Below are 21,342 nucleotides of genomic sequence, written 5' to 3'. Positions count from 1 at the left end.
TTCGCTGCCTGTAATCTCAATAATCGTAGTCGCGGCGATAGCCTCTGTCACGATCGCGGTAGCGCTGCTGGCGGTAATAGCCATCTTCGCGGTCACGGCGCGAGAACTCGCGGTCCCGCTGGCGCTGATTGCGGTTACGCAAATCGATGCCCGGCCCATCGGGGCCGATGGTCAGTCGTTGCGCGGAAGCCGGAACGGTCGCACCCATGGTGGCAGCCAGAACGGCGCCGGCGAGCAGAATTTTTATGGTCTTCACGATGAGACCTCCTTTCCCATGTTGCAGTTATCGGCCCCAACACATGAGGGCCGGCATCGTTCCTACAAAAATCGCCAGGCGCTGATTCACGAAATGATTTGCTTCGGTCCGAACCGAACACGAAATTCCTCTTACTGTCGGATCGACTGACGGTCGGATCGCCTCATCGTTACCCATAACCATCAATAGTGTCCGGCTGGCTTCCGAGATGACTGCGCGCGATCTGATTTTGTTTCCCGACCCTCGCTTGAAGATCGTGGCCCGCCCGGTCGAGGCCTGGGACGAGCGCCTTCGCGCGGTCACCGATGACGTGCTCGACACGCTGCGTGCCGTCTCCGCCATCGGCCTGACGGCGCCCCATATCGGGGAGCCCGTCAGGATCGTGGTGATCCGTCTGCAGCCCGACATGCCGCACATCGTCTACGTCAATCCCGTGATCGTCGAGGCCTCGGACGAGCGGGCTCCGCAGATGGAGGGAAGCGTCTCGATGCCCGGGATCACCGAGTCCATCGAGCGAGCCGAGCGGATCCGTGTGCGCTATCGCGATCTCGACGGGATCGAGCACGAAGAGGCGGCGGAGGGATTCGCCGCCGCATGCCTTCAGCATGAAATCGATCAGCTCGACGGCATCTTCTGGATCGAGCGCCTGACGCGGCTGCGGCGGGAGCGGGCCCTGAAGCGCTTCGCGAAGCTGAAGCGCGTGACGCCGTGACCGCGGGTGATATCGATCCGTCGGGCGACGCCGTGCTAATGCACAATCGATCTCTTACGGATGGGTCGATGCACGCCGGTCTCCCGATCGCAATTCTGTTCTTCGCTGCGTCGCCGCTCACGGCTTCGGCGCAAGTGCAGCCGAGATCGACCGACACGACACCGCCTTCCACGAGCGCGGCGGCCCCTCCTCCGGTCATATCCTGCGCGTCGCTGGCGAACCTGCGCACGGTCCTGCGCGACGCGAAAGATGATGCCGTCGCAGCGATCCCGGTGATCACCGACCCGAAATCCGACCTCGGCTGCAGCCTGCTCGATCGCAGGGCCGTCACCGGCACCGCCGATCACGTGGCGCTGAATGGCCGTGCCTACGAATGCCTGAGCTTGCAGGGCACCAATGTCTGCCACTGGACCGTGGCAGGCTCTGCGACCCCTCCGACGACGGCTGCAGCGCCGACCCGCCCGGCTCCGTCCCCTTCGTCCCAGGGCAAGAGCAAACGCTGACACGGCGGTCTCCCACATCCGTCATCGCGATCAGTGCAGCCGTGGAGGCGAGGATGTTCGAGCGCCGCCCATGGGCAAACGCGGCAGTCGACCTAGCTCAGGCGTATCCCCATCGGAGGTTGCGCCTTGCGGCTATTCCTGATCACCTGCCTCGTTCTCACTTGCACTGGCGCATCCGCCGAGTCGCCGCCCGGCCCACGGACGATCGTGGCCTGCGACAACCTCGTGACCCTGCGCCGCCTGATGGCCCAGGATCCGGAGGGCGACACGATCCCAGCCGAGTTCGGCGGTTGTCGCGCGATCCCGCCGGATGGGATCGGCGACGTCGAGAAGCGTGCCATGATCGGCGACGCGCCCTACGAGTGCAGAACCCTCAAGGACGGCCCATGCCTCTGGGTGCGCCCGTGAGGGTCGAAGGGTCGCGGTACCGTGTTGATCACGCGGCGTTCAGTCTTTCGCCCCTCTTGCCGAAGCCGCCCGCTATCGTTCAGACGGATGACGGAGCCGCTTGCGTAGCAGGGTTCCGCACCGTGGGCGGCGTGCTCGCGGAACGAAATCTCGATGGAGCCATCCCGATGCCGCGCCTCGCCGCCCGCACGAGCGGGACATCCGGTTCGCTCGGTGCGATGCTGTTTCTCGCGAGCCTGGCGTTCGCGGGTTCTGCGTTGGCAGAAGAGGCTCCGATCACCAGCCTGCAAGACGCCGCCTGTCGCGCCGAGGCCAAGGCCCGGGTGTTTTCGATTCCCGATCCGCTGAACCTCGGTCTGCGCGAAATCGGTAAGCAGCTCTATTTCGGCTGCATGAAGCGCTCCACCCGCCCGGCGCATCATAGCATGAAGCGACGGCAGCGCCGGCGCTAGATCGCGCTCCGAGCCGGGATAGCCGGTCAGCTCGCCAAGGGCGCACCGATGCGGGCACGCAGCTGCGCACGCAGGTTCTCGTTGGTCGGACTCTTGTCCGCCTCGATCGCCCACATCAGCCGCAGGAGCTTGCTGATCGGTAGGGAGTGATTGCCCATGGCCTCGGCGACCTGCTGCTGCAATGGGTTGGTCGTCAGCATGGAGCTCGACTCGGCCGTCGTCTGCATGATCAGGTCCCGCTGGGGCGTATCTCGACGCGGCCCTGTACGGCTTTCTGTCGCGTCACGCCATAGCTTTGCCGACTATCCCCAGGCTGCCCACAGCTGGGCGATACGCCAGCGCAACACCGCCATGCATCCAGGGAAGTGCACCTTCGGCGCCGCTACGGAACTGAAGGTGGCTCTATTGGGGGAATAGCTGCAGGCCGTCGTCGGGCAGAAGATTGCGTGCCGGGCCACCGGTCTGCTGGCCGCGCCCCTGCTGATAGTAGGGCAGTTCCGGCCTGCGGTCGTTGCCACTACCGGAATCGTACTCCCAGGGTCGACTCCATGGTGCCCGCCCACCGGGGGATCCAACCGGTTGACCGATGAGGAGCGGGGCCGCCTGCCGATCACGCCCATACGGTGCGGCAGAGGCCGGCACCGGCAGCACGACCAAGGCGCTCAGCAGCAAGATTAGGGGTCGCATCGCGTTCGTCCTCGCCGCACAGGCCGTCACTAGCCGATCAACGGCCAAGCTCACGTCGTGTTCCCTGGGAGCATCGTGTGGACAAGCGGAAGGCGGATTCCCGGAAACATCGTGCCATCGAAAAGAGGGAGAAAACGCGCGAGGCCCGCCGCCCGGGTTTCGGGCGACGGGCCTCGGGAATGTTTCGTCCGCGTCAGTGGAGGGCGACACCGACCTCGGCGCGAGCAGTCTTCTGGGGCTTGGCCGGTGCCTTGGCGGCGACAGCCTTGGGTGCCTTGACCACAGCAGTCTTGGCGGACGTCTTCGCAGCAACCTTGGGCGCAGCAGCCTTGGAGCGACCCGGCACCTTGGTCGCGGCCTCGGACACACTCGCTGCAGCAGCGGGCGTGATCTCGGTGCCGGCAGCGGCGAACTCGGCCTCGGCCTGTAGCCAATGGGCGTCGGCCCGGCCGGTGACGCGGCCTTCGCCTTCCCAGATGTAGTAGGCGCGCTCACGCACCCGGTGCTCGATCATGTCCATGAAGCTCTCCTGTGGTCCGTCCATGTCGGACGATGGGAGGCCATGGTTAAGAGGGGGTTAACATGCGTGCGCCGCACCATGTGTGCGGACGGTACAACCGTTGCGCGTTACATCCACGACACGCACCTTGCTCAGCGAGTCCCCGTCAGCCGAAGCTGGTTCGCGCGAACCTTGCGGCGATAGCCGGAGACGACGCTCTGGGTCGAGCCGCCGGAGGCGACCAGCATCGCGGTCTCGCCGGCCGCGAACATCTTCTCGCTGACCATGCGCTGCATCTCGGCCTGCGCGCCTGCACCCCCTGCCGCGAGCTTCGCCATCCGCAAGCCGATCACAGCCTGCGATTCGAAGGCGAGCATCGCGGTATCCATGCTGAGCTTCCACCACGGTCCGAACATACGAAGGGCTCCAGGGATGAGGCACGTTAAAGTGCCGCTTGGCCCCAAGCGTTCCCTGGTGGACCTCAATCGAAGTCGAAGTTGCGTCCTTTTGCGGCCGAACCGCCGAGGCTGATCTTCTTGGCCGGGGGCTTCGCCTGCGCGCCGCCGAGGCTGACCTTCTTCGCCGGCGGCGGCGCCTTCGGATCGACGGTCACGGGGGCGGGCTTGAGCGAGGCCTGGCCGTGGATGACCGACCCGATCTCGCCCATCGCACGGATCAGGTCGTCGCGCTCGCAGGCGCGGGCGACCTTCAGGCCGAGCTGGTGCATGTGGCTCTTGCTGTAGAGGTAGCCTGCGAGCCGGGCGCGCAGCAGGGGCGGGATCTCTTCCAGTATGTAGGGCAGGTCGTAATCGTCGGCCCGGTAGACCTGTCCGAGCAGCTCCAGGGAGACGGGGCAATCGACGTCAGGTTCCGCGCCGGTGGTCGGATGGGACTGCGTCATGGGTCACCTGCTGTGGCGGGGGCGGAAGGCGGGTTCGAGATCGAACCGGTCGTGGCGATATCGGGCTCGGCACCGCCGGCCGGGCTCGGGGCCGCGAGCGGCTTCAGGCATCCGGTGCAGACGGAGGCGATGGCGATGCGTGCGCGACGGTCGCTACGCGCCCAGACCTCCTCCCGCAAGGCCCGCGCCCGTGCGGCGACGGCCACGTCGTCGTTTGGCCGGATGCGTAGAAAAAGCGGTTCGTCGTCGGCACGGGCCGGCCCTGCGATCAGGCATGAACCGGCGAGGACGGCAAGTACGAGCTTCCTCACGCAAAGCCCCCGCTGTCGTGTCCGAAGAGTGAGAGGATCGGAGGCCATGGTTAAGCGCCGATTAACCCTGCGCCGTCGGCAGCGATGACGCAGCGACCGCGCGTCGGCTCGACCCCACCGGCGCCGATGTCGTTCATGGCCGGCATGGACATCATGCTCCTCGGCCTCGCGCCCCTGTCGCTCATGGCAGCCGCCCTCGCCTATTCCGGACTGATGATCATCGCGATGCGGCGATGATGGGGCCTTCGAAGGGCTGACCCGCGTTCGCTTGCCGCCGGACGGGCCCCTGCGATAGAGCCGGGGGCTCAAGTCCTGCCTCCAGAACGATCGACACCCTCATGACGGGCGACACCCCCAAGGCGCGGCTGCCCCGCGGCTTTCTCGACCGAAGCGAATCCGAGATCGTGGCCCAGCACCGGATGCTGGAGACGATCAAGCAGGCGTTCGAGCTCTACGGCTTCGAGGCGCTGGAGACGCCGTTCATCGAGTACACCGAGGCGCTGGGTAAATTCCTGCCCGATCTCGACCGGCCGAACGAGGGTGTGTTTTCGTTCCAGGACGACGACGAGCAGTGGCTGAGCCTGCGCTACGACCTCACCGCACCCCTAGCCCGCCACGTCGCCGAGCATTTCGACGCGATCCCGAAGCCATACCGCAGCTATCGGGCCGGTTACGTCTTTCGCAACGAGAAGCCGGGTCCGGGCCGCTTCCGCCAGTTCATGCAGTTCGACGCCGACATCGTCGGTGCGGCGAGCGTCGCGGCGGATGCCGAGGTCTGTATGCTGATGGCCGACACGCTCGATAAGCTCGGGCTGGCCGGCCAATACGTGGTGAAGGTCAACAACCGGAAGGTGCTCGACGGCGTCATGGAAGCCTGTGGGCTCGCCGGTTCCGGCAAGGCGGGCCAGCGCCTCACGGTGCTACGCGCCATCGACAAGCTGGACCGGCTCGGTGCCGATGGCGTGCGGCAACTACTCGGAGCGGGCCGCAAGGACGAGAGCGGCGACTTCACGAAAGGCGCGGCGCTCGAAGCCGACGCCATCGAGCGCATCCTGGCCTACGTCTCGTTCGAGGCGTCGCCGAACGAGGGCGGCGACCGCATGGCGTTCTGGGAGAAGTTGTTCGGGACCTGGCAGGACGTCGTTGGCGAGTCCGAGACCGGACGCGAGGGCATCGCCGAGCTACATGCGATCATGCGGCTCTGCAATGCCGCCGGCTACGGCCACGACCGCGTCCGCGCCGACGCCTCGGTGGTGCGCGGCCTCGAGTATTACACCGGCCCCGTCTACGAGGCCGAGCTCACCTTCCCCGTGCAGAACGAGGACGGGCAGACCGTGCGCTTCGGCTCCGTCGCAGGAGGCGGACGGTATGACGGCCTCGTCGGACGCTTCCGCTCCGAGCCAGTACCGGCCACCGGCTTTTCCATCGGCGTCTCGCGGTTGTTTTCGGCGCTGCAGCTCGTGAAAAGCCCGCTGCTCGAAGGCACCGCGAAGCCCGGCCCGGTCGTGGTGCTCGTGCTCGACCGCGAAAACATCGCCGAGTACCAGGCCCACGTCGCTGCTCTGCGCAACGCCGGCATCCGGGCCGAGCTCTATCTCGGCTCGTCCGGGATGAAGGCGCAGATGAAGTATGCCGACCGCCGCCGTTCACCAATCGCGCTGATCCAAGGCTCGAACGAGCGTGAGGCCGGCGAGATCCAGATCAAGGATCTCATCGAGGGCGCCAAGGCCGCACAGAACATCGGCAGCAACGCCGAGTGGAAGGCCGCCCGTCCGGCTCAGGTCTCGGTCCCGGTCGCCGAGATGGTCGAACGGGTCCGCGAGATCCTGGCCCGCCATTACGGCTGAGGCGGCCTATGATCGACCGCCACGGCGGTGCGCGTTCCCCCCTCTCCCAGCGTGCGGGGATTGGGCATGCACACCATCCGAACCGATCGTACGGACACGGTTCGACGCCGCCGATCAGAAAAAGAACGTCGTGGTCAGGTACCCGTAGATCGTATCGCCGGTCCTTGGGGCGTTCGGCGCGTTCTCCAAGAAGCTGCCCTTGATCAGGTAGGCGACGCCGGCATCGACCAGCACCGAGCGCGGCACGAGCCAGTGACGGGCGCGGGTCTCGATCTGCTGGCCGGCGAAGCGGCCGGATTGGCCGGTGCGGTCGCGGACGCCGGTGGAGGCGAAGCTGTCTGTCGGGTCCTCCAGCCAGAGGCCGCGATAGTCGACGTAGAAATCCCAGTCCGCATTCGGCGAGATCTCCAGGCGGACGCTCGGCGAGATCAGGTTGGCGCGCTGCACGGCGCCGTAGAGGCTCGTCGGGCCGTAGTCGAAGCGCCGTGCGCCGAAGAGCGTATCGAACCGGTTGTAGCTCCCGTCGCTGCGGCCGTCGCCGCTGGCATGGTCGTAGTGCAGCGAGAGGCGCGGCACCCACGGCACGTCGAAGGTGTAGCCGGCCTCGGCATGGACGAAATAGGCCGAGACCGGCACGTCCGTAACGTCCGTGACCGCAGTCGTGTTGCGGGCGATGCCGGTCTGATAGATCGCCTCGAGCTCATGGTCGAACTGGCCGGCCTTCGGCGCCCGAAAGAGCCGGAAACCCGGGGTGAACAGGCGCCGATCGCGGGTCTGGATGCCTTCGAGCTGCGTGCCGTCGTCACGTTCGAGGAAGCCGTAGCCGTAGGCCTCTAGGATCCCGCCGAGCACGTTCGCCTTGGTGAAGATGCCGCCGAAGAGCTGCGCGTCGAAGCCTTCGTGGTCCCATTCGACGCTGTTGCTCAGGATGCCGGCGCGGTCGTCGGGCAGGCGGTAATGCGGCAGGGTGTAGAACAGGCGCAGCTTATCCTTCTCCGCATTCTGAAAGTCGTAGGCAATGCCGGTGAAGGCATTGATCGTGTTGCGGAACTGGTTGCGGGCGATGAGACGCCGCGAGCCGATGTTCTGCGTGAAGCGCCCGACCGTCAGCGTGCTCACGGTGCCGGCGCCGACCGCGTCTTCGAGGTCGAAGCCGAGATAGGCCTGTCCGAGTTCGAGCGCATTCACCTCGGTGGTGGCGATGGAGTTCGAGTTCCGGCGCTGGAAGTAGGCGCGGCTGTCGAAGATCTCGCCGCCGATCCTGACCGGACCGGTGTCGTACTCAGCGAACAGCGTCATCTGCATCGAAAACAGGTCGTTGGTCGCAGGCGAGGGCGAAGGCCGGAACTGGCCGCCGAGCCCGTCGTATCGTGGCCGGATCGTACCGGAGATCTTCCAGCCATCGGGTTTGCCGAGTGCCTCGTAGAGCGCGAAGTACGGGGTCTGCTTCAACTGCTGGCCGGGCGCCACCTGGGTGGACGCGGGTTTCGCGGGAGCGCCCTGACCGGATGCGGCCTGAGCGAAGGCGACGGCCGGGATGACCGCCCCGAAAAGGGCGGCGCACACGGTGAGACGCGTGGCGGCTCTGCTCCAAGCACAGGCTCCTGCCTGCGCGGTGATAGCGGCCATATGATCATGGCCGGCCCCAAGATGAGGCGCCGCTCGGCGGCCCCGTTCGGTCCTGCCGGTATCGTTGTCTAGAGTCATCACCACGTACCTTCAGCCAGAACGCCATCGTGTTGCTTCCGTTCTTCTTGAGTAACCGGAAAAGAACGATATTTATGCATGGAGCTTACTATTATTTGGCAATCGAATCCGTTTTTCAATCTTATATTTCAAATCTTATCGGATAAAAATGATATTTCTTTTATAGCTCTACATATGAAATCTAATTTCATAGAACGATATTTTCGGAAGTATTTTCAATTTGAATGGATATATCTATCACATAGACCAGTGAAATCACAGATTACCTTGATTTTATTGGTTGGACACGGATGATTCCTTCGCCGGTGACGTATCGGTCTGTCGTCTCTATTGGGATGAACGCGGCACGAAGCGTCTTCATCCGCAGCCTCATAGGACCGCAGGATGGTGTTGCGCTTCGGCAACGCGCCCGTTGAGCGGCGACAAGGCCGCTAACGTCTCGTTCACCATGCGGTGACAGGGTACATCCTCAGGCGCGAGGTCGACGATGCACGCAGTACGATGGAGGGTAGCCGGCCGCTCCCTGCTGCTCTCGACGCTCGGCATAGCGCTCGGCTTCACCGCGACGGTACGGGCCGCCGATTTTCCGGAACTGGTCGACGAGGCTCTGGTCGCACCGGCGCCCCGCTACTTTCCGCGCGGCGAGGGCGAGGTCGACGCCTCGGGGCTTGCGCCGCGTCCGGCCCGACGACGGCTTGCCGGCTGTGCGCCCTGGCGTGTCCCGGTCCCGACAGACGCACCGGACGATCCCAGCTATGTCGGCTCGGAATACGGCCTTGGGAAACCGAGCTATTACGGCTTCCGTCCCGGCCTGGGCCGCGACGACCCGTTCGGACGGCCGCTGCGCTACTGCCCTTGAGCTGTCGCAGCCATCGACGGATACAGACGTGCTTGGCTCCGGCCCGTTTTGCGTCGGCTCATCCTGCGCCGAGAACGAACGGATAGGCCGTCTCGACCACGTAGGGTCCACCGCCGCGAGAGGCCCGTGCCGAGAAAAGCGCGACGCGGCTCGCGATAAATCCAATGCGCGAAAAACCCCCGGTCTGGGACAGGTAATGGGCGACCGCCTCGGCGCCCGTGCTGCGATTGAGGCGCGCCAGAGTCACGTGCGGCGTGAATTTTCGCGGTTCGGGTTCGAGCCCCGCATGACGGGCGATGCGCTCGTGCTCGGCCTGAAGGTCGGCGAGTTCGGCGTTGGCGGCGACGGCGGCATAGACGGCACGCGGCTTGGTGCCGCCGAAGATCGCCAGGCCGTCGAGGTCGATCGCCAGGGGGGCGCGTGGCCGCGCCTCTTCGAGCAGCGCATGAACCTCGTTCGCCGTGTCCGTGTCGATATCGCCGAGGAAGCGCAGGGTGATATGGAGGTCCGTGGGGTCGACCCAGCGCGCTCCGGGCAAGCCGCCGCGAAAGAGCGCGAGCTGCTGCGTTACGGCTTCGGGGATCTCCAATCCCGTAAACAGGCGCGGCATTCAGCGCCCGCTCGGCTGGAGACGCGCCAGGAAGGTCTCGACCGATCGCAGGATGCCCTCGACGATCCGCGCGACGCCCTTCGCATTCGGATGCAGCCTGTCCGGCAGAGCGAGAGCGGGATCGCCTGCGACGCCGCTTAGGAAGAACGGGTACAGAACCAGCCCGTAGCGGGCGGCGAGATCGGGATAGATGCCATCGAACTTGGCGACGTAGTCCGGCCCGAGATTGGTGGAGGCACGCATGCCGGTGAGCAGCACGGGAATGCCGCGCGCCTTGAGCCGGGCGACGATCGTGTCGAGGGCCGTGCGGGGGACGGTCGGATCGGTGCCGCGCAGCATGTCGTTCGCGCCGAGTTCGAGGATGACGCCGTCGGTGCCATCCGGCACCGACCAGTCGAGGCGATCGAGCCCGCCGGTGGTGGTGTCGCCCGAGACGCCGGCGTTGCCGACGGTGACGTCGTAGCCCTTGGCCTTCAGCGCTTTCTCCAGCACCGCCGGAAACGCGGACTCGGCCGGCAGCATGTAGCCGGCGGTGAGGCTGTCCCCCAGGGCGACGAGCTTGAGCGGGCGGCCGGCCCGGGCGGTACCGAGAGGAACCGCGATTGCGGCTGCGGCAAAGAGGAGCATCAGCGTGGCCATGCGGCGCCCGGGGCGCCACCCCACATGGTCGCGACATTGCGGGATCGAAGTCTCGCCCGCGTTCCGGATGCGTGACACAAGGCGCCTGACGATCTTCGCTTCAACCCGCACGGGACCACACCTTTCCGCGATGACGACTTTCCCATCCGCGCACAGATCGGTCGGCAGCCCGTGAGCGACAAGGCCGTCGCCCTTTCCGACATCGATCTCAGCCTCGGACGCGGCCCCTCGCGCGTCCACGTGCTCCGCGGCATCTCTCTGGACGTGGCGAAGGGAGAGGCGGTGGGACTGGTCGGGCCTTCGGGGTCCGGCAAGTCGACCCTGCTGATGGTCATGGCCGGGCTGGAGCGTCCGGATTCCGGGCGTATCGCGGTCGCCGGCACCGATCTCGGCGGCCTCGACGAGGATGCGCTGGCGCGCTTCCGCGGCCGCAGCATCGGCATCGTCTTTCAGGCGTTCCACCTCGTGCCGACCATGACGGCGCTCGAAAACGTGGCGCTGCCCCTCGAACTCGCCGACGTGCCAGACGCCCTGGCGCGCGCCGCGGCCGAACTCGACGCGGTCGGTCTCGGCCACCGGCTGCATCACTACCCCGCTCAGCTTTCCGGCGGTGAGCAGCAGCGCGTCGCCGTCGCCCGTGCGCTCGCGCCGAACCCGGCGATCCTGGTGGCCGACGAGCCCACCGGCAATCTCGACGAGGCGACCGGCCGCGGTATCGTCGACCTGCTGTTCACGCTGAAGCGCGAGCGCGGCGCGACGCTGGTCCTGGTGACACACGATCCCGGCCTCGCGCGCCTCTGCGACCGCACCGTGCGGCTGCGCGCAGGCCGGGTCGAGGATCCGGTGGCAGCGTGAGAGCGGACGTCCTTCCCAGCCAGCGCCCGCATTCTGGCGCGGCACTTCGGGATGAGCGCGTCGGTGGGATCGGAGCGCCTCGATCGCTCAGGATGGGGCTGCAGTAACCGCCCATGCACGGCACCCTCCCCTCAGCGCGTTCCGGCCGCCGGCCATTCGGCCTGCCCCTCACCCTGCGCCTTGCCCGACGCGAACTCCGCGGCGGCCTGTCGGGCTTCACCGTGTTCATCGCCTGCATCGCCATCGGCGTCGCGGCGATCGCCGGCGTGACCTCGATCTCGCGATCGCTCAGCGACGGACTCGGACGCGAAGGCCGGCGCATCCTCGGCGGCGATCTCACCTACAGCCTGATCAATCGCGAGGCGACGCTCGCCGAGACCGCGATCCTCGACGCACAAGGCCGCGTCTCCGTCGTCGCGACGATGCGGGCGATGGCTGTGGCGACCGATGGCACTGCGGCCCTCGTCGAGCTGAAAGCGGTCGATGCCAGCTATCCGGCCGTCGGCAGCCTCGCCACCGATCCGACGGCGCCCGTGGCCGATCTGCTCGCGACGCGGGACGGCGCGTTCGGCGCCGTCGCCGATCCCGTCCTGCTTACCCGGCTCGGCCTTAAGGTCGGCGATCGCATCACCGTGGCCGGCAAGCCGCTGGAGATTTGTGCCGCGCTGGTCACCGAACCCGATACGATTTCCGCCGGGATCGGCTTCGGCCCGCGCCTGATCGTCTCGATGGACGCGTTGCGGGCCACCGGCCTCGGCGAGCCGGGCAGCCTCAATCGCTGGAGCTACCGGCTACAGCTTCCGGCAGCGACCGATGCCGAGTTGGAAGCCGCGAGCCATGCCATCGGCAAGGCGTTGCCGGATGCCGGTTGGGAGGTGCGCTCGCGGCTCAACGCCGATCCGCGCTTCGCCAAGAGCGTCGAGCGCTTCACGCAGTTCCTGACACTCGTCGGCCTGACCGCCCTGATCGTCGGCGGCGTCGGCGTGGCCAACGCGGTCAGCGCCTTCGTCGAGCGCAAGCGCGGCTCGATCGCGACGCTGAAGAGCGTCGGCGCGCCGGGCTCGCAGGTCGTCGTGCTCTACCTGACGCAGGTGATGCTCATCGCCGCCTTCAGCATCGCGATCGGGCTGACCGTCGGCGCGGCAATGCCGTTTCTCGTCGATGGGCTGTTCCGCGACCAGCTGCCGCTGCCGCTGGAGCCGACGCTCGCCCCGGGCGAACTCGCCATGTCCGCCGCGTATGGCTTCCTGACGGCGCTCGCCTTCGCCATCCTGCCGCTGGGCCGTGCCCACGACATCCCGGTCTCGGGCCTGTTTCGCGACACCGTCGATCCGTCGGCACAGCGGACGCGGCTGCGCTACAAGGCGATCCTGGCAGCGACGCTGCTGGCGCTGGCCGGTCTTGCGCTGGCCACGGCTTTCGACCGGCGTGTGGCGCTGATTTTCATGGCGGCGGCGGCGCTGGCCTTCGGATTGTTGCGGCTCGTCGCGATCGGGCTGATGGCCCTGGCGCGGCGCTTGCCGCATCCGCGCGCGGCCGGCCCGCGCATGGCGCTGGCCAACCTCCACCGGCCAGGCGCCCTGACGCCGGCGATCATCCTGTCGTTGGGGCTCGGGGTGACGCTACTGGTGACGCTCAGCGTCATCGACGCCAACATCACGCGCGCGCTCACCAACACCCTACCGGGCAAGGCGCCGAACCTGTTCTTCCTCGACGTGCCCTCGCGCGATGCCGATGCCTTCACCGGCTTTCTTCAGAGCAAGGCGCCGGAGGCCAAGGTCGAGCGGGTGCCGATGCTGCGCGGGCGGATCACCGCGCTCGACGGCGTGCCGGTCGAGCAGATCAAGCCGCCGGAGGACGCAGCCTGGGTGCTCGACGGCGACCGTGGCATTACCACCGCCGACGCGCTCCCCGATGGCTCCAAGCTGACCGACGGCCAATGGTGGACCGAGGAAGAGGGCCGAACACCAAAGCTCTCCTTCGAGGCGGATCTCGGCAAGGCGCTCGGCCTGAAGATCGGCAGCACGGTCACCGTCAACGTGCTCGGCCGGACGCTCACCACGACCATCGCGAACTTCCGCAAGGTCGAATGGCGCTCGCTCGGCATCAACTTCGTGATGGTGTTTTCGCCCGGCACCTTCCGCGGAGCGCCGCATTCGGACCTCGCTACGCTGACCCTGCCGAGCGGCCCCGATCCGGCGCTCGAAGCGACGGTCTTACGCGACGTCGCCAAGGCGTTCCCCTCGGTGACCAGCGTGCGGGTGAAAGACGCGCTGGAGACGATCGACCGGCTCGTCCGCAAGCTCACCCTGGCAATCCGCGGCGCCAGCGTGGTGGCGGTGCTGGCGAGCCTGTTCGTGCTGGCCGGCGCCATCGCAGCCGGGCATCGGGCGCGGCTCTACGATGCCGTGGTGCTGAAGGTGCTCGGCGCCAGCCGCCGCCGGCTGATGATCGCCTATGGGATCGAGTACGGCGCGCTCGGCCTCGCTGCGGCTCTGTTCGGTCTGCTTGCCGGTACGCTCGCCGGCTGGACCATCGTCACCAAGGTCATGCGGCTGGAATTCGGCCTCGACCTCGGGGGCGCATCGATCGCCGCCGGGAGCGCCGTTCTGCTGTCTGTCGCGATCGGACTTGCCGGCACGTGGCGCATCCTCGGTCAGAAGCCGGCACTGTACCTACGCCAGTTCTGACGCGGACGGCGCCTCGCCAAAGTCAGGGAAGGCGGGACGAAAGCTTGTTCGCCTAGCCGAAAAAGGAAGTTTTAACGTCATCGCTTCGGATGAAATCTCGGTCTGAAACGTAGCTCGATTTCGCGCGGGCAAGCTCGACGGGGCTCTTGTTTATGACGCGGTGACGGAACATATTTCGGCTTGAGGCCTCCTCTAAGGGGCCACAGGTATCGCGTGCGGCCGTTCAACCCACGCTGAGAAGGCTTCCAAAGGAAACTTTCATGGCATTCGAAAATAGTCCGTTCCGCCAGGGCGCCCAGCCCCAGGGCTACGCGGCGCCCCAAGTCGAAGTCGACCAGGGCCTGCGGAGCTTCATGCTCGGGGTCTACAACAACATGGTCGTTGGCCTCGGGATCTCCGGTCTCGTGGCCCTCGCCATCAACATGGCCGCCGTTGCGAGCTATCAGGGCTCGAAGCCGCTGCTGACCCCGTTCGGCCAGTTCCTCTACACCAGCCCCTTCAAGTGGGTGCTGATGTTCGCGCCGCTGGCGTTCATCTTCGTCTTCTCCTTCCGGATGGACAAGATGTCGGCCTCCTCTGCGCGAACGATGTTCTGGGCGTTCGCGGCGGTGATGGGCGCCTCGATGTCGACCTTGATGCTCGTGTTCACGGGCGCCAGCGTCGTGAGGGTGTTCTTCATCACCTCGGCCACCTTCGCGGGCATCAGCCTCTACGGCTACACCACGAAGCGCAGCCTGTCGGGCATGGGCTCGTTCCTGATGATGGGCCTGATCGGCATCATCATCGCCTCGGTGGTGAACCTGTTCCTGGCCTCCTCGGCCCTGCAGTTCGCCATCTCGGTGCTCGGCGTTCTGATCTTCGCAGGCCTCACAGCCTACGACACGCAGAAGCTGAAGGAGATGTACCTCTACAGCGGCGCGGATTCCGAAGGCGCGGCGAAGATGTCCGTCAACGGCGCCCTGACGCTGTACCTGGACTTCATCAACATGTTCCAGTTCCTGCTCTCGCTCCTCGGCGACCGTCGCTGATCCGGCGAAGCGATCCGGAACGAACCACAGCCCCGGCAGCGATGCCGGGGTTTTTTTGTTTTTGCCGGTCAGCATGAGCCGGACCAGCGCTCGTGAGTCGCGTCTCCCGTGTCGTCTCGAACGGCCTAAAGAGGCGACGACGGATGCGCGCGACGCTTTGTCGAGAAGCACACAGGAACCGCCGCTCCGCGACCTGATTGATGCACATCGCCGGCCGGTAAGTTGGGGGCGTCGGCGGCTGAGGCCTTTGGCTCTCGCCCATCGAAATCCGAGCGGCGAATGCCTCGTTTCCATTTCCACGTATATGACGGGATTACGGCACGTGATCACGACGGGACCGAATTAGCCGATCATGAGGCCGCGCGCGCTATGGCGCTGACGGTTGCCGGGGAGCTCATGAAGGACGAAGGCCGTCGAACGAGCCTGGGCAACGAGTGGCGGCTCGAGGTGACGGACGCCACCAGCCTCGTGTTATACCGGATCGACTTCAGCATTGCCGAGTCGGCCGCCGTCCCACGAAGGCTAGCTTGAAGCTTGGTTCTGGAGGCTTGGATGGGTCGAACTTCGGCGTCGGATTTGAACCGAACGCCCGCTGGTCCTTGACAACTCAAGGCGGCGGCGGTGCCGACAGCATCGCCACGTGCTGTCCTGAACAACCGGGCAAGGGCTTACCCATTTACACCTAGCCGATCTAATGACGAGCTACCGGCTTCGCTGCACTCTTAGCCTTGCGAAAGCGAGTCAGACGGTGGGGATAGTCTCTGCGGGACCAACAGGCCCAATCCCGAACCGACCCCACCCTCGACTCCTCCCAACGAGAAGGAGGAGAGCAGCCACGTTGCCGGATCCGACCAACCGACACGGTCGCGGTCGTGGTGGGCACCGCCCGTCCCCCGACTGACAACGAACAATGAGCGCCGCGCGACCGCTTTGGCTGGATGCGTCGAAAGCAGCCCCTACGGCAGCGCCCCGGCTTTTTCCTTCACCTGAGTGATCGTATCCTGGCAGGCTTTTTCATCACCGGCCTTGTCCTGCGTCTTGGCCGTGTCGAGGAGCTTGCGCGCTTCGGTTATGCCGCCAGCTGTGGGCTTGGCGCCGGGATCGGAGGGCTTGCCCTCGGGAGCCTTGTCGAGGGCCATGGATGAGTTGGAAGATGTCGCGCCGTTAGCCGGCTCCTTCCCAGTGACCTTCGCGGCTCCGCTGCTGTCGAGGCGCCGTTCGATGGTCGTGATGTCGTCTTTGCAGGAAATGGCCAGGGCTGGCGCCGTCGTCGCGCCGAGCATGAGCACGGTCGGCAGAAGGTAGGAAATTCGCATTCGAAATCGCTCCGAGGTCGGCTGCGACGGCAGCCGATGCGGCGATTGAAGTCTTTGCCAGAGCAGGCGTTCCATGGTTGCGGCGCATGGTCATGGCATCGAAATGACGCGGCGGCTGCCGGCTGCAGTGTCGCGCCCGATTGCTGTCGAAGTCGCCGCGACTATTTCGGATAAATGCCGGCAAGCTGCTTGGACGCCGGCTTTATGAGGATGTGAACATGCCGCTGAAAAGACATCTCGACGGCAATTCGCACATCCCGCCCGACGACATCACGACGATCCGCTTCACCATGGCGAGCGACGGCCGGCCGGTCACGGTCAATCTTCCACTCTCCGTCATGCATGCGGAGTTCGGCAGCAGCCGGCTGGACCCGCTCGCGGATTTCGAGACGCTGCGCGACGTGATCGAGGCAACGGCGAGCCAAGTTTACGACGCGACCAACAATGCGGGCGACCACATCTTCCTGGCGGACGCGAGTTTCAAGACGGAAGCCAGCCGGACCTATCTGCAGACGAAGGACAAGGTTTGATACCAGTGGCCGCAACCACTGGCTCTTCGCGCGACCGGCTGCTGCAACTGCGAAGGCGCGCCGCCGCCCACATGGCGTACTGCCTTAGGGGCGTAAGCCTTAGCGGCCACTGGTAAGAGAGAGCCGCTACGGCTGCCATGCCGGCGCCGGGGAGGCTTTTTCCTGCTGGGCCTGATGCGTTCCGATCTCGGCCTGGATCGCCCTCAGCGCCTCTTGGACGCCCTGTCCCGACACCGAGGACAGCACCAGCGGCGTGCTCTTGCAGGCCCGCTTCAGACGGGCCTTCTGTTCCTTGAGCGTCTCCGGATCGAGGGCGTCGCATTTCGAGAGCGCCACGAGTTCCGGCTTGTCGCTGAGACCGTTCCCATAGGCCTCGATCTCGCCGCGGACCATCTTGTAGGCCTTGCCGGCATGTTCGGAGGTGCCCTCCACGAGGTGGAGCAGTACCCGGCAGCGCTCGACGTGGGCCAGGAATTTGTCGCCTAGGCCGATGCCCTCGTGGGCGCCCTCGATCAGGCCGGGAATGTCGGCGAGCACGAATTCGCGCTCGTCGGAGCGGACCACGCCAAGGCCGGGATGCAGCGTCGTGAACGGGTAGTCGGCGATCTTGGGCTTGGCCGCCGTCACGCTGGCCAGGAAGGTCGACTTGCCGGCGTTGGGCAGGCCGACGAGGCCGGCATCGGCGATCAGTTTGAGCCGTAGCCAGATCCACATCTCCGTGCCTTCGAGGCCCGGATTGGCGTGTTTCGGCGCGCGGTTGGTGGACGTGGTGAAATAGGCGTTGCCGAAGCCTCCGTTGCCGCCCTTGGCGAGCCTGACGCGTTGGCCGACTTCCGTCAGGTCGGCGATCAGCGTCTCGCCGTCTTCCGCGATGATCTGCGTGCCTTCGGGCACCTTGAGCACCGTGTCGGCACCCTTGGCCCCGTGGCAGTTCGAGCCCATGCCGTGCTCGCCCTTCTTGGCCTTGAAGTGCTGCTGGTAGCGGTAGTCGATCAGGGTGTTAAGCCCCTGCACGCACTCGACCCAGACGTCGCCGCCACGGCCGCCATCGCCGCCGTTCGGGCCGCCGAATTCGATGAACTTCTCGCGGCGGAACGCGACGCAGCCGCGGCCGCCGTCTCCGGAGCGGACATAGACCTTGGCTTCGTCGAGGAATTTCACGTCTTTACTCGTTTCAGGCTGTGCTGTGGCGGCATTTGCCGCCGAGGTTGCGGTAGCGGACGCTGCGCAGGCCCGCCTCGAACCAGCTCGATCCGGTCTTCTTCGGATCGTAGTCATAGAGGTTGATCTGCATCGCGTCGTCCGGCGAGTGGATGACCGGCGAGCTTTGCGTGTCGTCGTAGGACCATGCCGGCCGCGGTGCGCTGCCGACATCGTCTTGCGTCCCATCCTGCTCGCGCTGGAAGATCTGTGCGTAGACGGGTTTTTGCCCGTCCTGCTCGATGGTGAAATAGAAGCCGACCCGTGGGGTTTGATCGGCGAAATTCGTGAACTCGCAATAGAGCGTCGACACGGCGGCCTTTTTGGCCGTCGCCGCCGGCTTGCCGGCTTCCGAGTTGCCAGCCTCCGGCTTGGCCGCATCCGAGCTCGACCTATCCCGGTGCGGGCGCAGCGCAAACGCTGCCGCCCCGACGGCGGACAGTGCCGCCGCGCCCACCGCGATGATGCCGAGCCGTGTCATCCGATCACCCGTCACTCCGTGCGGCCGACCATTCGGCGCGCGTGAGCCGAAACAGATCGACCTCGCGCTCCTCTCCCCGCGCGGGAAACGCTTGCCGGTCCGAGCCCTGCCGCACGAAACCGCACTTCTCGAGCACCCGACGCGACCGGATATTGGCGGTCATCGATGCCGAGCTCAGCACGTCGCCGCCCGCATAAGCGAAATAGGCGCCCACCATCGTGGCCGCCGCCTCGCTCATCAAGCCTTCGCCCCAATGAGGCGTGCCGAGCCAATAGCCGAGGTGCGCGCCTGGGCCTGCCGGATGGGGGCCGATCGAGACGATCCCGATCAGGGCGGTCGGTGCCGCGCGCAGCGTGAGAGCCATGGCGAGCCCCTCCCCCTCCGTATTGCAGCGCCGGGCCTCGATCACGAAGCTGTCGATAGCGAGCGGATCGATCGGGTGCGGGATGCGCGCGGTCATGTCCGCCACGGTACGCTCGCCGGCCAGCCGTATGATTGCCGCAGCATCGCGGGCCTGCGGCCAGCGCAGCCAGAGCCTGCGGGTCTCGATGCGAAAGACGTCGTCTCGGGCGAGATCAGGGAACATCGCGTCCGCTCCTCGGGCGCCCTCGCGCGGAGGCCGCACCCTGGAATGACGAAGGGGAGGATGGATCCCATCCTCCCCTTCGTTCCGATCTGCGCTGTCGCCTGCTGCGTCCTGCGCCGGTCCGCCGGTTCGGTGTGGGACACCGGCGGGACGCGCTACGAGTCGTCCGCCGTTACTCCGCTGCTACTTGTACCGGTACCACTGCAACGAAGGCGCGGCCACGCTTCGTCTGGAACTCGACACGGCCTTCCGTCAAAGCGAACAGCGTGTGGTCCTTGCCCATGCCGACATTGTTGCCGGGATGCCACTTGGTGCCGCGCTGACGCACGATGATGTTGCCCGGAATCACGGCTTCAGAACCGAACTTCTTGACGCCGAGGCGCTGACCGGCCGAGTCGCGACCGTTGCGGGACGAGCCGCCTGCTTTTTTGTGAGCCATAGGGCTACTCCAAGATCAGTAAGTGATGACGTCTGCGAACGGGCGGTCAGGCGCCGGCGGGCGAAACGACCGCGGGGGCGTCGCCCTCGGCAGGCTGCGCCTTGGCCTTGCGGGGCTCGGCCTTCGTCGACTTGCCGCCGAAACCGATCTCGGTGATCCGCACGGTGGTGAAGTGCTGGCGGTGGCCCCGCTTGCGGCGCGAGTTCTGGCGGCGGCGCTTCTTGAAGGCGATGACCTTCTTGGCGCGTCCGTGGTCGACGATCTCGCCGGAGACCGTCACGCCTTCGAGCAGCGGAGCGCCGACCTGGACGGCATCGCCGTCCGTGAACAGCAGGACTTCGCCGAAGCTGATGGCCGATCCGGCCTCGCCCTCGATCGTGGCGACGGTGATGACGTCGTTGGCGGCAACGCGATACTGCTTGCCGCCCGTCTTGATGACTGCGAACATCGTTGGCTCTCGTGTTCTCTAGCCGGCCTCCCGCGCTGCGAAGCGCATGGGCCGTCTTCTTGTTGAGGTCATCCGCAGCCCGATGGGCGCGAACGCGAAACGCGCGGACTTCGTCGAGGAAGCCGCGCGTCTTGGAGGCCGGATAGTGGCTCGGCTGCCGGATGTCAATGAAGCGGCGGCGATGCGGGTGAAGGCGGTTGCAACTTCTCTCCTATGCCTGGGCGGGGCCAAACAGGCCCTGCTCAGCAAACGGCGCCGATATTGCTCATCACGTCGACGGTGCGGCCAGTATAGCTAGCCCCCGTTGCGCTGATGTAGCCCAGGAGCGCCTTCGGTAGAATCGAAGTGTAGGTCGTCGTCAGCATAACCGCCGAGCCGACGTCGTCGTCGCGCAATATGCTTTTGGCCGAAGTTATGATCTTGCTATCCGTCAATGTCGTCTCGGTCCCCGAACAGGGTTTGATCGTACCGCTCTGGTTCTGAATCATATAGAGCTTGATCGCTGCATTCGGGTAACGGACAAGCGCATTCGCCTGGCGGGGCGAGTAGCTGTTGATCAGTGCGGACATGCAGCTCGAACTTGCGCATGTTGCCATCGCGTGGGCGATCAGCGTCGATGCACGATCGGCGTCGCGCTTGGCACTCACCATGTAAACTAGGTCGAAGCCGCCAGCGAACATCAGCAGCAGCACGGTGCTGATCAACGCAAATTCGATGGATGCGAAGCCCGACTGCGCACTGCGAAAACGCTGGAAAGGTCGACGCATGAACTGAAGTCCTGGCAGGTCTCGATGCCGCTCCCGGCCTGGGTCCGGTCGGTCCGAAGCTTAGAAAACTTGTCTTAAGGCGATATCGACATGTCTATGGGCGGCGAAAGATTACCGAGTCCTTCGCCGTCAGCTGCGGTATGAAGGCAACGATCTGCGGCGTCGGCATCGTAGCTCGCAGAACCAGCACGTCGCCGCTGGCTCCAGAGCTGAAGGTCGATCCAGTTATAGCCGTCGTCGTCGTCGGCAGATCGTCGAGCCGCATCAACTCGATCTTGATACCGTTCGTCGAACTCAGGCAATCCGTCTGAAAGACGACCTTGGCGCAGACCTTAGCAATGTAGCCGGCCTTGTTTCCGAGGGTCAGCTCGCTCTCCGGGTTCGAGGCGCTACTGTACAGTGCATCGCTGAGCGTCTGCTGCGTATAGTGCAGAAAAACGAACTGCAGGATGCCGAGGCACAAGGCCAGGAACGGAAACACGACCAGCGCGAACTCGACGGCGGACGCGCCCGTCTCGTCGGCCAAGCCCCTTCGAGCCCGCGAGAAGCAAGCTGAATACCGACGTGCCGTTGCTGCATCCTGTTTGCGCGCGGCGGCAGGCCGGATCAGC

29 protein-coding genes and 1 pseudogene are annotated in these 21,342 nt (G+C 65.7%); 12 read left to right on the top strand and 18 right to left on the bottom strand.

What is annotated here, in order from left to right; all coding sequences use genetic code 11:
- Nucleotides 1–16: 16 nt before the first annotated feature.
- Nucleotides 17–256 (bottom strand): hypothetical protein, encoded by a 240-nt coding sequence (locus tag MHA02_RS05135; protein WP_147077227.1) that lies wholly within the window; start codon nucleotides 254–256, stop codon nucleotides 17–19.
- A 208-nt stretch (nucleotides 257–464) separates the two neighbouring features.
- Here MHA02_RS05135 and MHA02_RS05130 point away from each other — a divergent pair, with 208 nt between their 5' ends.
- The 4 genes from MHA02_RS05130 to MHA02_RS05115 all read left to right on the top strand — a co-directional run bounded on the left by MHA02_RS05130 (nucleotide 465) and on the right by MHA02_RS05115 (nucleotide 2,331).
- Entirely contained in the window at nucleotides 465–968 is a 504-nt protein-coding gene (locus MHA02_RS05130; RefSeq protein WP_147077225.1) for a peptide deformylase, read from the top strand.
- 68 nt (nucleotides 969–1,036) lie between these two features.
- Nucleotides 1,037–1,471: a hypothetical protein gene (locus MHA02_RS22370; RefSeq protein ID WP_174804649.1), complete on the top strand. Its 435-nt coding sequence runs from the start codon at nucleotides 1,037–1,039 to the stop codon at nucleotides 1,469–1,471.
- 126 nt (nucleotides 1,472–1,597) lie between these two features.
- Nucleotides 1,598–1,879, top strand: coding sequence for a hypothetical protein (locus tag MHA02_RS05120; protein ID WP_170249032.1), 282 nt, complete (start codon nucleotides 1,598–1,600; stop codon nucleotides 1,877–1,879).
- A 122-nt stretch (nucleotides 1,880–2,001) separates the two neighbouring features.
- The gene (locus MHA02_RS05115) at nucleotides 2,002–2,331 is read left to right on the top strand and encodes a hypothetical protein (RefSeq protein WP_244612400.1); all 330 of its coding nucleotides are present in this window, start codon (nucleotides 2,002–2,004) and stop codon (nucleotides 2,329–2,331) included.
- A gap of 26 nt (nucleotides 2,332–2,357) precedes the next feature.
- Here MHA02_RS05115 and MHA02_RS05110 read toward each other — a convergent pair whose 3' ends face one another.
- The 6 genes from MHA02_RS05110 to MHA02_RS05085 form a co-directional block, all read right to left on the bottom strand.
- Nucleotides 2,358–2,558: a hypothetical protein gene (locus MHA02_RS05110; RefSeq protein WP_147077221.1), complete on the bottom strand. Its 201-nt coding sequence runs from the start codon at nucleotides 2,556–2,558 to the stop codon at nucleotides 2,358–2,360.
- Between the two features lie 175 nt (nucleotides 2,559–2,733).
- Nucleotides 2,734–3,018, bottom strand: coding sequence for a hypothetical protein (locus MHA02_RS22605; RefSeq protein ID WP_147077219.1), 285 nt, complete (start codon nucleotides 3,016–3,018; stop codon nucleotides 2,734–2,736).
- Between the two features lie 193 nt (nucleotides 3,019–3,211).
- Entirely contained in the window at nucleotides 3,212–3,538 is a 327-nt protein-coding gene (locus MHA02_RS05100; RefSeq protein WP_147077217.1) for a DUF2934 domain-containing protein, read from the bottom strand.
- 131 nt (nucleotides 3,539–3,669) lie between these two features.
- Nucleotides 3,670–3,933: a hypothetical protein gene (locus tag MHA02_RS05095; protein ID WP_147077215.1), complete on the bottom strand. Its 264-nt coding sequence runs from the start codon at nucleotides 3,931–3,933 to the stop codon at nucleotides 3,670–3,672.
- A gap of 65 nt (nucleotides 3,934–3,998) precedes the next feature.
- Nucleotides 3,999–4,418 (bottom strand): hypothetical protein, encoded by a 420-nt coding sequence (locus tag MHA02_RS05090; protein ID WP_147077213.1) that lies wholly within the window; start codon nucleotides 4,416–4,418, stop codon nucleotides 3,999–4,001.
- Nucleotides 4,415–4,729 carry a hypothetical protein gene (locus tag MHA02_RS05085; protein ID WP_170249030.1) on the bottom strand — a complete coding sequence of 105 codons (315 nt, stop codon included), beginning with the start codon at nucleotides 4,727–4,729 and terminating at the stop codon, nucleotides 4,415–4,417. The genes MHA02_RS05090 and MHA02_RS05085 overlap by 4 nt, the downstream gene beginning before the upstream one ends.
- 84 nt (nucleotides 4,730–4,813) lie before the next feature.
- On the opposite strand from MHA02_RS05085, the gene MHA02_RS22015 reads away from it, so the two are divergent.
- A complete protein-coding gene (locus MHA02_RS22015; RefSeq protein ID WP_170249028.1) occupies nucleotides 4,814–4,966 on the top strand; it encodes a hypothetical protein in 153 nt (50 codons plus the stop codon).
- Between the two features lie 101 nt (nucleotides 4,967–5,067).
- Complete coding sequence (gene hisS / locus MHA02_RS05080) at nucleotides 5,068–6,576, top strand: histidine--tRNA ligase (protein WP_147077209.1); 1,509 nt, start codon at nucleotides 5,068–5,070, stop codon at nucleotides 6,574–6,576.
- Nucleotides 6,577–6,690: 114 nt separating this feature from the next.
- On the opposite strand, the gene MHA02_RS05075 is transcribed toward hisS, so the two are convergent.
- Nucleotides 6,691–8,205, bottom strand: a complete 1,515-nt coding sequence (locus tag MHA02_RS05075) for an alginate export family protein (RefSeq protein ID WP_147077207.1) — start codon at nucleotides 8,203–8,205, stop codon at nucleotides 6,691–6,693.
- A gap of 565 nt (nucleotides 8,206–8,770) precedes the next feature.
- On the opposite strand from MHA02_RS05075, the gene MHA02_RS05070 reads away from it, so the two are divergent.
- Nucleotides 8,771–9,142, top strand: a complete 372-nt coding sequence (locus tag MHA02_RS05070; protein ID WP_238180306.1) for a hypothetical protein — start codon at nucleotides 8,771–8,773, stop codon at nucleotides 9,140–9,142.
- A 58-nt stretch (nucleotides 9,143–9,200) separates the two neighbouring features.
- Here MHA02_RS05070 and thpR read toward each other — a convergent pair whose 3' ends face one another.
- Both thpR and MHA02_RS05060 read right to left on the bottom strand, forming a co-directional pair.
- Entirely contained in the window at nucleotides 9,201–9,752 is a 552-nt protein-coding gene (gene thpR / locus MHA02_RS05065) for an RNA 2',3'-cyclic phosphodiesterase (RefSeq protein WP_147077205.1), read from the bottom strand.
- Nucleotides 9,753–10,379: an arylesterase gene (locus tag MHA02_RS05060; RefSeq protein WP_147077377.1), complete on the bottom strand. Its 627-nt coding sequence runs from the start codon at nucleotides 10,377–10,379 to the stop codon at nucleotides 9,753–9,755.
- 183 nt (nucleotides 10,380–10,562) lie between these two features.
- Between MHA02_RS05060 and MHA02_RS05055 the strand changes: the two genes are divergently transcribed.
- From MHA02_RS05055 to MHA02_RS22945, 4 genes are all read left to right on the top strand, one after another.
- Nucleotides 10,563–11,246: an ABC transporter ATP-binding protein gene (locus MHA02_RS05055; RefSeq protein WP_147077203.1), complete on the top strand. Its 684-nt coding sequence runs from the start codon at nucleotides 10,563–10,565 to the stop codon at nucleotides 11,244–11,246.
- A 113-nt stretch (nucleotides 11,247–11,359) separates the two neighbouring features.
- Nucleotides 11,360–13,936: an ABC transporter permease gene (locus MHA02_RS05050; protein WP_147077201.1), complete on the top strand. Its 2,577-nt coding sequence runs from the start codon at nucleotides 11,360–11,362 to the stop codon at nucleotides 13,934–13,936.
- 260 nt (nucleotides 13,937–14,196) lie between these two features.
- Nucleotides 14,197–14,964, top strand: a complete 768-nt coding sequence (locus MHA02_RS05045; RefSeq protein ID WP_147077198.1) for a Bax inhibitor-1/YccA family protein — start codon at nucleotides 14,197–14,199, stop codon at nucleotides 14,962–14,964.
- 279 nt (nucleotides 14,965–15,243) lie between these two features.
- The gene (locus tag MHA02_RS22945; protein ID WP_147077197.1) at nucleotides 15,244–15,495 is read left to right on the top strand and encodes a DUF6894 family protein; all 252 of its coding nucleotides are present in this window, start codon (nucleotides 15,244–15,246) and stop codon (nucleotides 15,493–15,495) included.
- A 425-nt stretch (nucleotides 15,496–15,920) separates the two neighbouring features.
- Here MHA02_RS22945 and MHA02_RS05035 read toward each other — a convergent pair whose 3' ends face one another.
- Complete coding sequence (locus MHA02_RS05035; RefSeq protein ID WP_373318362.1) at nucleotides 15,921–16,355, bottom strand: hypothetical protein; 435 nt, start codon at nucleotides 16,353–16,355, stop codon at nucleotides 15,921–15,923.
- A 143-nt stretch (nucleotides 16,356–16,498) separates the two neighbouring features.
- Between MHA02_RS05035 and MHA02_RS05030 the strand changes: the two genes are divergently transcribed.
- Nucleotides 16,499–16,810 (top strand): DUF1488 family protein, encoded by a 312-nt coding sequence (locus tag MHA02_RS05030; protein WP_147077194.1) that lies wholly within the window; start codon nucleotides 16,499–16,501, stop codon nucleotides 16,808–16,810.
- A gap of 126 nt (nucleotides 16,811–16,936) precedes the next feature.
- Here MHA02_RS05030 and obgE read toward each other — a convergent pair whose 3' ends face one another.
- The 7 genes and pseudogenes from obgE to MHA02_RS04995 all read right to left on the bottom strand — a co-directional run bounded on the left by obgE (nucleotide 16,937) and on the right by MHA02_RS04995 (nucleotide 21,257).
- Nucleotides 16,937–17,971, bottom strand: coding sequence for a GTPase ObgE (gene obgE, locus MHA02_RS05025; protein WP_147077192.1), 1,035 nt, complete (start codon nucleotides 17,969–17,971; stop codon nucleotides 16,937–16,939).
- Between the two features lie 13 nt (nucleotides 17,972–17,984).
- Entirely contained in the window at nucleotides 17,985–18,491 is a 507-nt protein-coding gene (locus MHA02_RS05020; RefSeq protein WP_147077190.1) for a hypothetical protein, read from the bottom strand.
- Nucleotides 18,492–18,495: 4 nt separating this feature from the next.
- A complete protein-coding gene (locus tag MHA02_RS05015; protein ID WP_147077188.1) occupies nucleotides 18,496–19,077 on the bottom strand; it encodes a GNAT family N-acetyltransferase in 582 nt (193 codons plus the stop codon).
- A gap of 172 nt (nucleotides 19,078–19,249) precedes the next feature.
- On the bottom strand, nucleotides 19,250–19,516 hold the full coding sequence (rpmA, locus tag MHA02_RS05010; RefSeq protein ID WP_147077186.1) for a 50S ribosomal protein L27: 267 nt from the start codon (nucleotides 19,514–19,516) through the stop codon (nucleotides 19,250–19,252).
- Between the two features lie 145 nt (nucleotides 19,517–19,661).
- Nucleotides 19,662–19,964, bottom strand: a pseudogene (gene rplU / locus MHA02_RS05005) (50S ribosomal protein L21); the annotation flags it as partial.
- A gap of 242 nt (nucleotides 19,965–20,206) precedes the next feature.
- On the bottom strand, nucleotides 20,207–20,731 hold the full coding sequence (locus MHA02_RS05000; protein ID WP_147077182.1) for a TadE/TadG family type IV pilus assembly protein: 525 nt from the start codon (nucleotides 20,729–20,731) through the stop codon (nucleotides 20,207–20,209).
- Between the two features lie 94 nt (nucleotides 20,732–20,825).
- Nucleotides 20,826–21,257 carry a TadE family protein gene (locus MHA02_RS04995; RefSeq protein ID WP_170249026.1) on the bottom strand — a complete coding sequence of 144 codons (432 nt, stop codon included), beginning with the start codon at nucleotides 21,255–21,257 and terminating at the stop codon, nucleotides 20,826–20,828.
- Between the last annotated feature and the right edge of the window lie 85 nt (nucleotides 21,258–21,342).

It is taken from the genome of Methylobacterium haplocladii, assembly GCF_007992175.1.
In the GTDB taxonomy this organism is placed as follows: domain Bacteria; phylum Pseudomonadota; class Alphaproteobacteria; order Rhizobiales; family Beijerinckiaceae; genus Methylobacterium; species Methylobacterium haplocladii.
This window is presented reverse-complemented; position numbering and strand designations above follow the sequence as displayed.

What these genes read in the sequence shown, in the direction of transcription:
- hisS (WP_147077209.1), top strand. Translation starts at nt 5,068, where the DNA reads ATGACGGGCGACACCCCCAAGGCGCGGCTGCCCCGCGGCTTTCTCGAC.
- rpmA (WP_147077186.1), bottom strand. Translation starts at nt 19,516, where the DNA reads ATGGCTCACAAAAAAGCAGGCGGCTCGTCCCGCAACGGTCGCGACTCG.
- MHA02_RS05015 (WP_147077188.1), bottom strand. Translation starts at nt 19,077, where the DNA reads ATGTTCCCTGATCTCGCCCGAGACGACGTCTTTCGCATCGAGACCCGC.
- MHA02_RS22605 (WP_147077219.1), bottom strand. Translation starts at nt 3,018, where the DNA reads ATGCGACCCCTAATCTTGCTGCTGAGCGCCTTGGTCGTGCTGCCGGTG.
- MHA02_RS05000 (WP_147077182.1), bottom strand. Translation starts at nt 20,731, where the DNA reads ATGCGTCGACCTTTCCAGCGTTTTCGCAGTGCGCAGTCGGGCTTCGCA.
- MHA02_RS05045 (WP_147077198.1), top strand. Translation starts at nt 14,197, where the DNA reads ATGGCATTCGAAAATAGTCCGTTCCGCCAGGGCGCCCAGCCCCAGGGC.
- MHA02_RS05130 (WP_147077225.1), top strand. Translation starts at nt 465, where the DNA reads ATGACTGCGCGCGATCTGATTTTGTTTCCCGACCCTCGCTTGAAGATC.
- MHA02_RS05050 (WP_147077201.1), top strand. Translation starts at nt 11,360, where the DNA reads ATGCACGGCACCCTCCCCTCAGCGCGTTCCGGCCGCCGGCCATTCGGC.
- MHA02_RS05030 (WP_147077194.1), top strand. Translation starts at nt 16,499, where the DNA reads ATGCCGCTGAAAAGACATCTCGACGGCAATTCGCACATCCCGCCCGAC.
- MHA02_RS05110 (WP_147077221.1), bottom strand. Translation starts at nt 2,558, where the DNA reads ATGCAGACGACGGCCGAGTCGAGCTCCATGCTGACGACCAACCCATTG.
- thpR (WP_147077205.1), bottom strand. Translation starts at nt 9,752, where the DNA reads ATGCCGCGCCTGTTTACGGGATTGGAGATCCCCGAAGCCGTAACGCAG.
- MHA02_RS05075 (WP_147077207.1), bottom strand. Translation starts at nt 8,205, where the DNA reads ATGGCCGCTATCACCGCGCAGGCAGGAGCCTGTGCTTGGAGCAGAGCC.
- MHA02_RS22945 (WP_147077197.1), top strand. Translation starts at nt 15,244, where the DNA reads ATGCCTCGTTTCCATTTCCACGTATATGACGGGATTACGGCACGTGAT.
- MHA02_RS05070 (WP_238180306.1), top strand. Translation starts at nt 8,771, where the DNA reads ATGCACGCAGTACGATGGAGGGTAGCCGGCCGCTCCCTGCTGCTCTCG.
- MHA02_RS05095 (WP_147077215.1), bottom strand. Translation starts at nt 3,933, where the DNA reads ATGTTCGGACCGTGGTGGAAGCTCAGCATGGATACCGCGATGCTCGCC.
- MHA02_RS05020 (WP_147077190.1), bottom strand. Translation starts at nt 18,491, where the DNA reads ATGACACGGCTCGGCATCATCGCGGTGGGCGCGGCGGCACTGTCCGCC.
- MHA02_RS05060 (WP_147077377.1), bottom strand. Translation starts at nt 10,379, where the DNA reads ATGCTCCTCTTTGCCGCAGCCGCAATCGCGGTTCCTCTCGGTACCGCC.
- MHA02_RS05100 (WP_147077217.1), bottom strand. Translation starts at nt 3,538, where the DNA reads ATGGACATGATCGAGCACCGGGTGCGTGAGCGCGCCTACTACATCTGG.
- MHA02_RS05035 (WP_373318362.1), bottom strand. Translation starts at nt 16,355, where the DNA reads ATGGAACGCCTGCTCTGGCAAAGACTTCAATCGCCGCATCGGCTGCCG.
- MHA02_RS05090 (WP_147077213.1), bottom strand. Translation starts at nt 4,418, where the DNA reads ATGACGCAGTCCCATCCGACCACCGGCGCGGAACCTGACGTCGATTGC.
- MHA02_RS22015 (WP_170249028.1), top strand. Translation starts at nt 4,814, where the DNA reads ATGACGCAGCGACCGCGCGTCGGCTCGACCCCACCGGCGCCGATGTCG.
- MHA02_RS22370 (WP_174804649.1), top strand. Translation starts at nt 1,037, where the DNA reads ATGCACGCCGGTCTCCCGATCGCAATTCTGTTCTTCGCTGCGTCGCCG.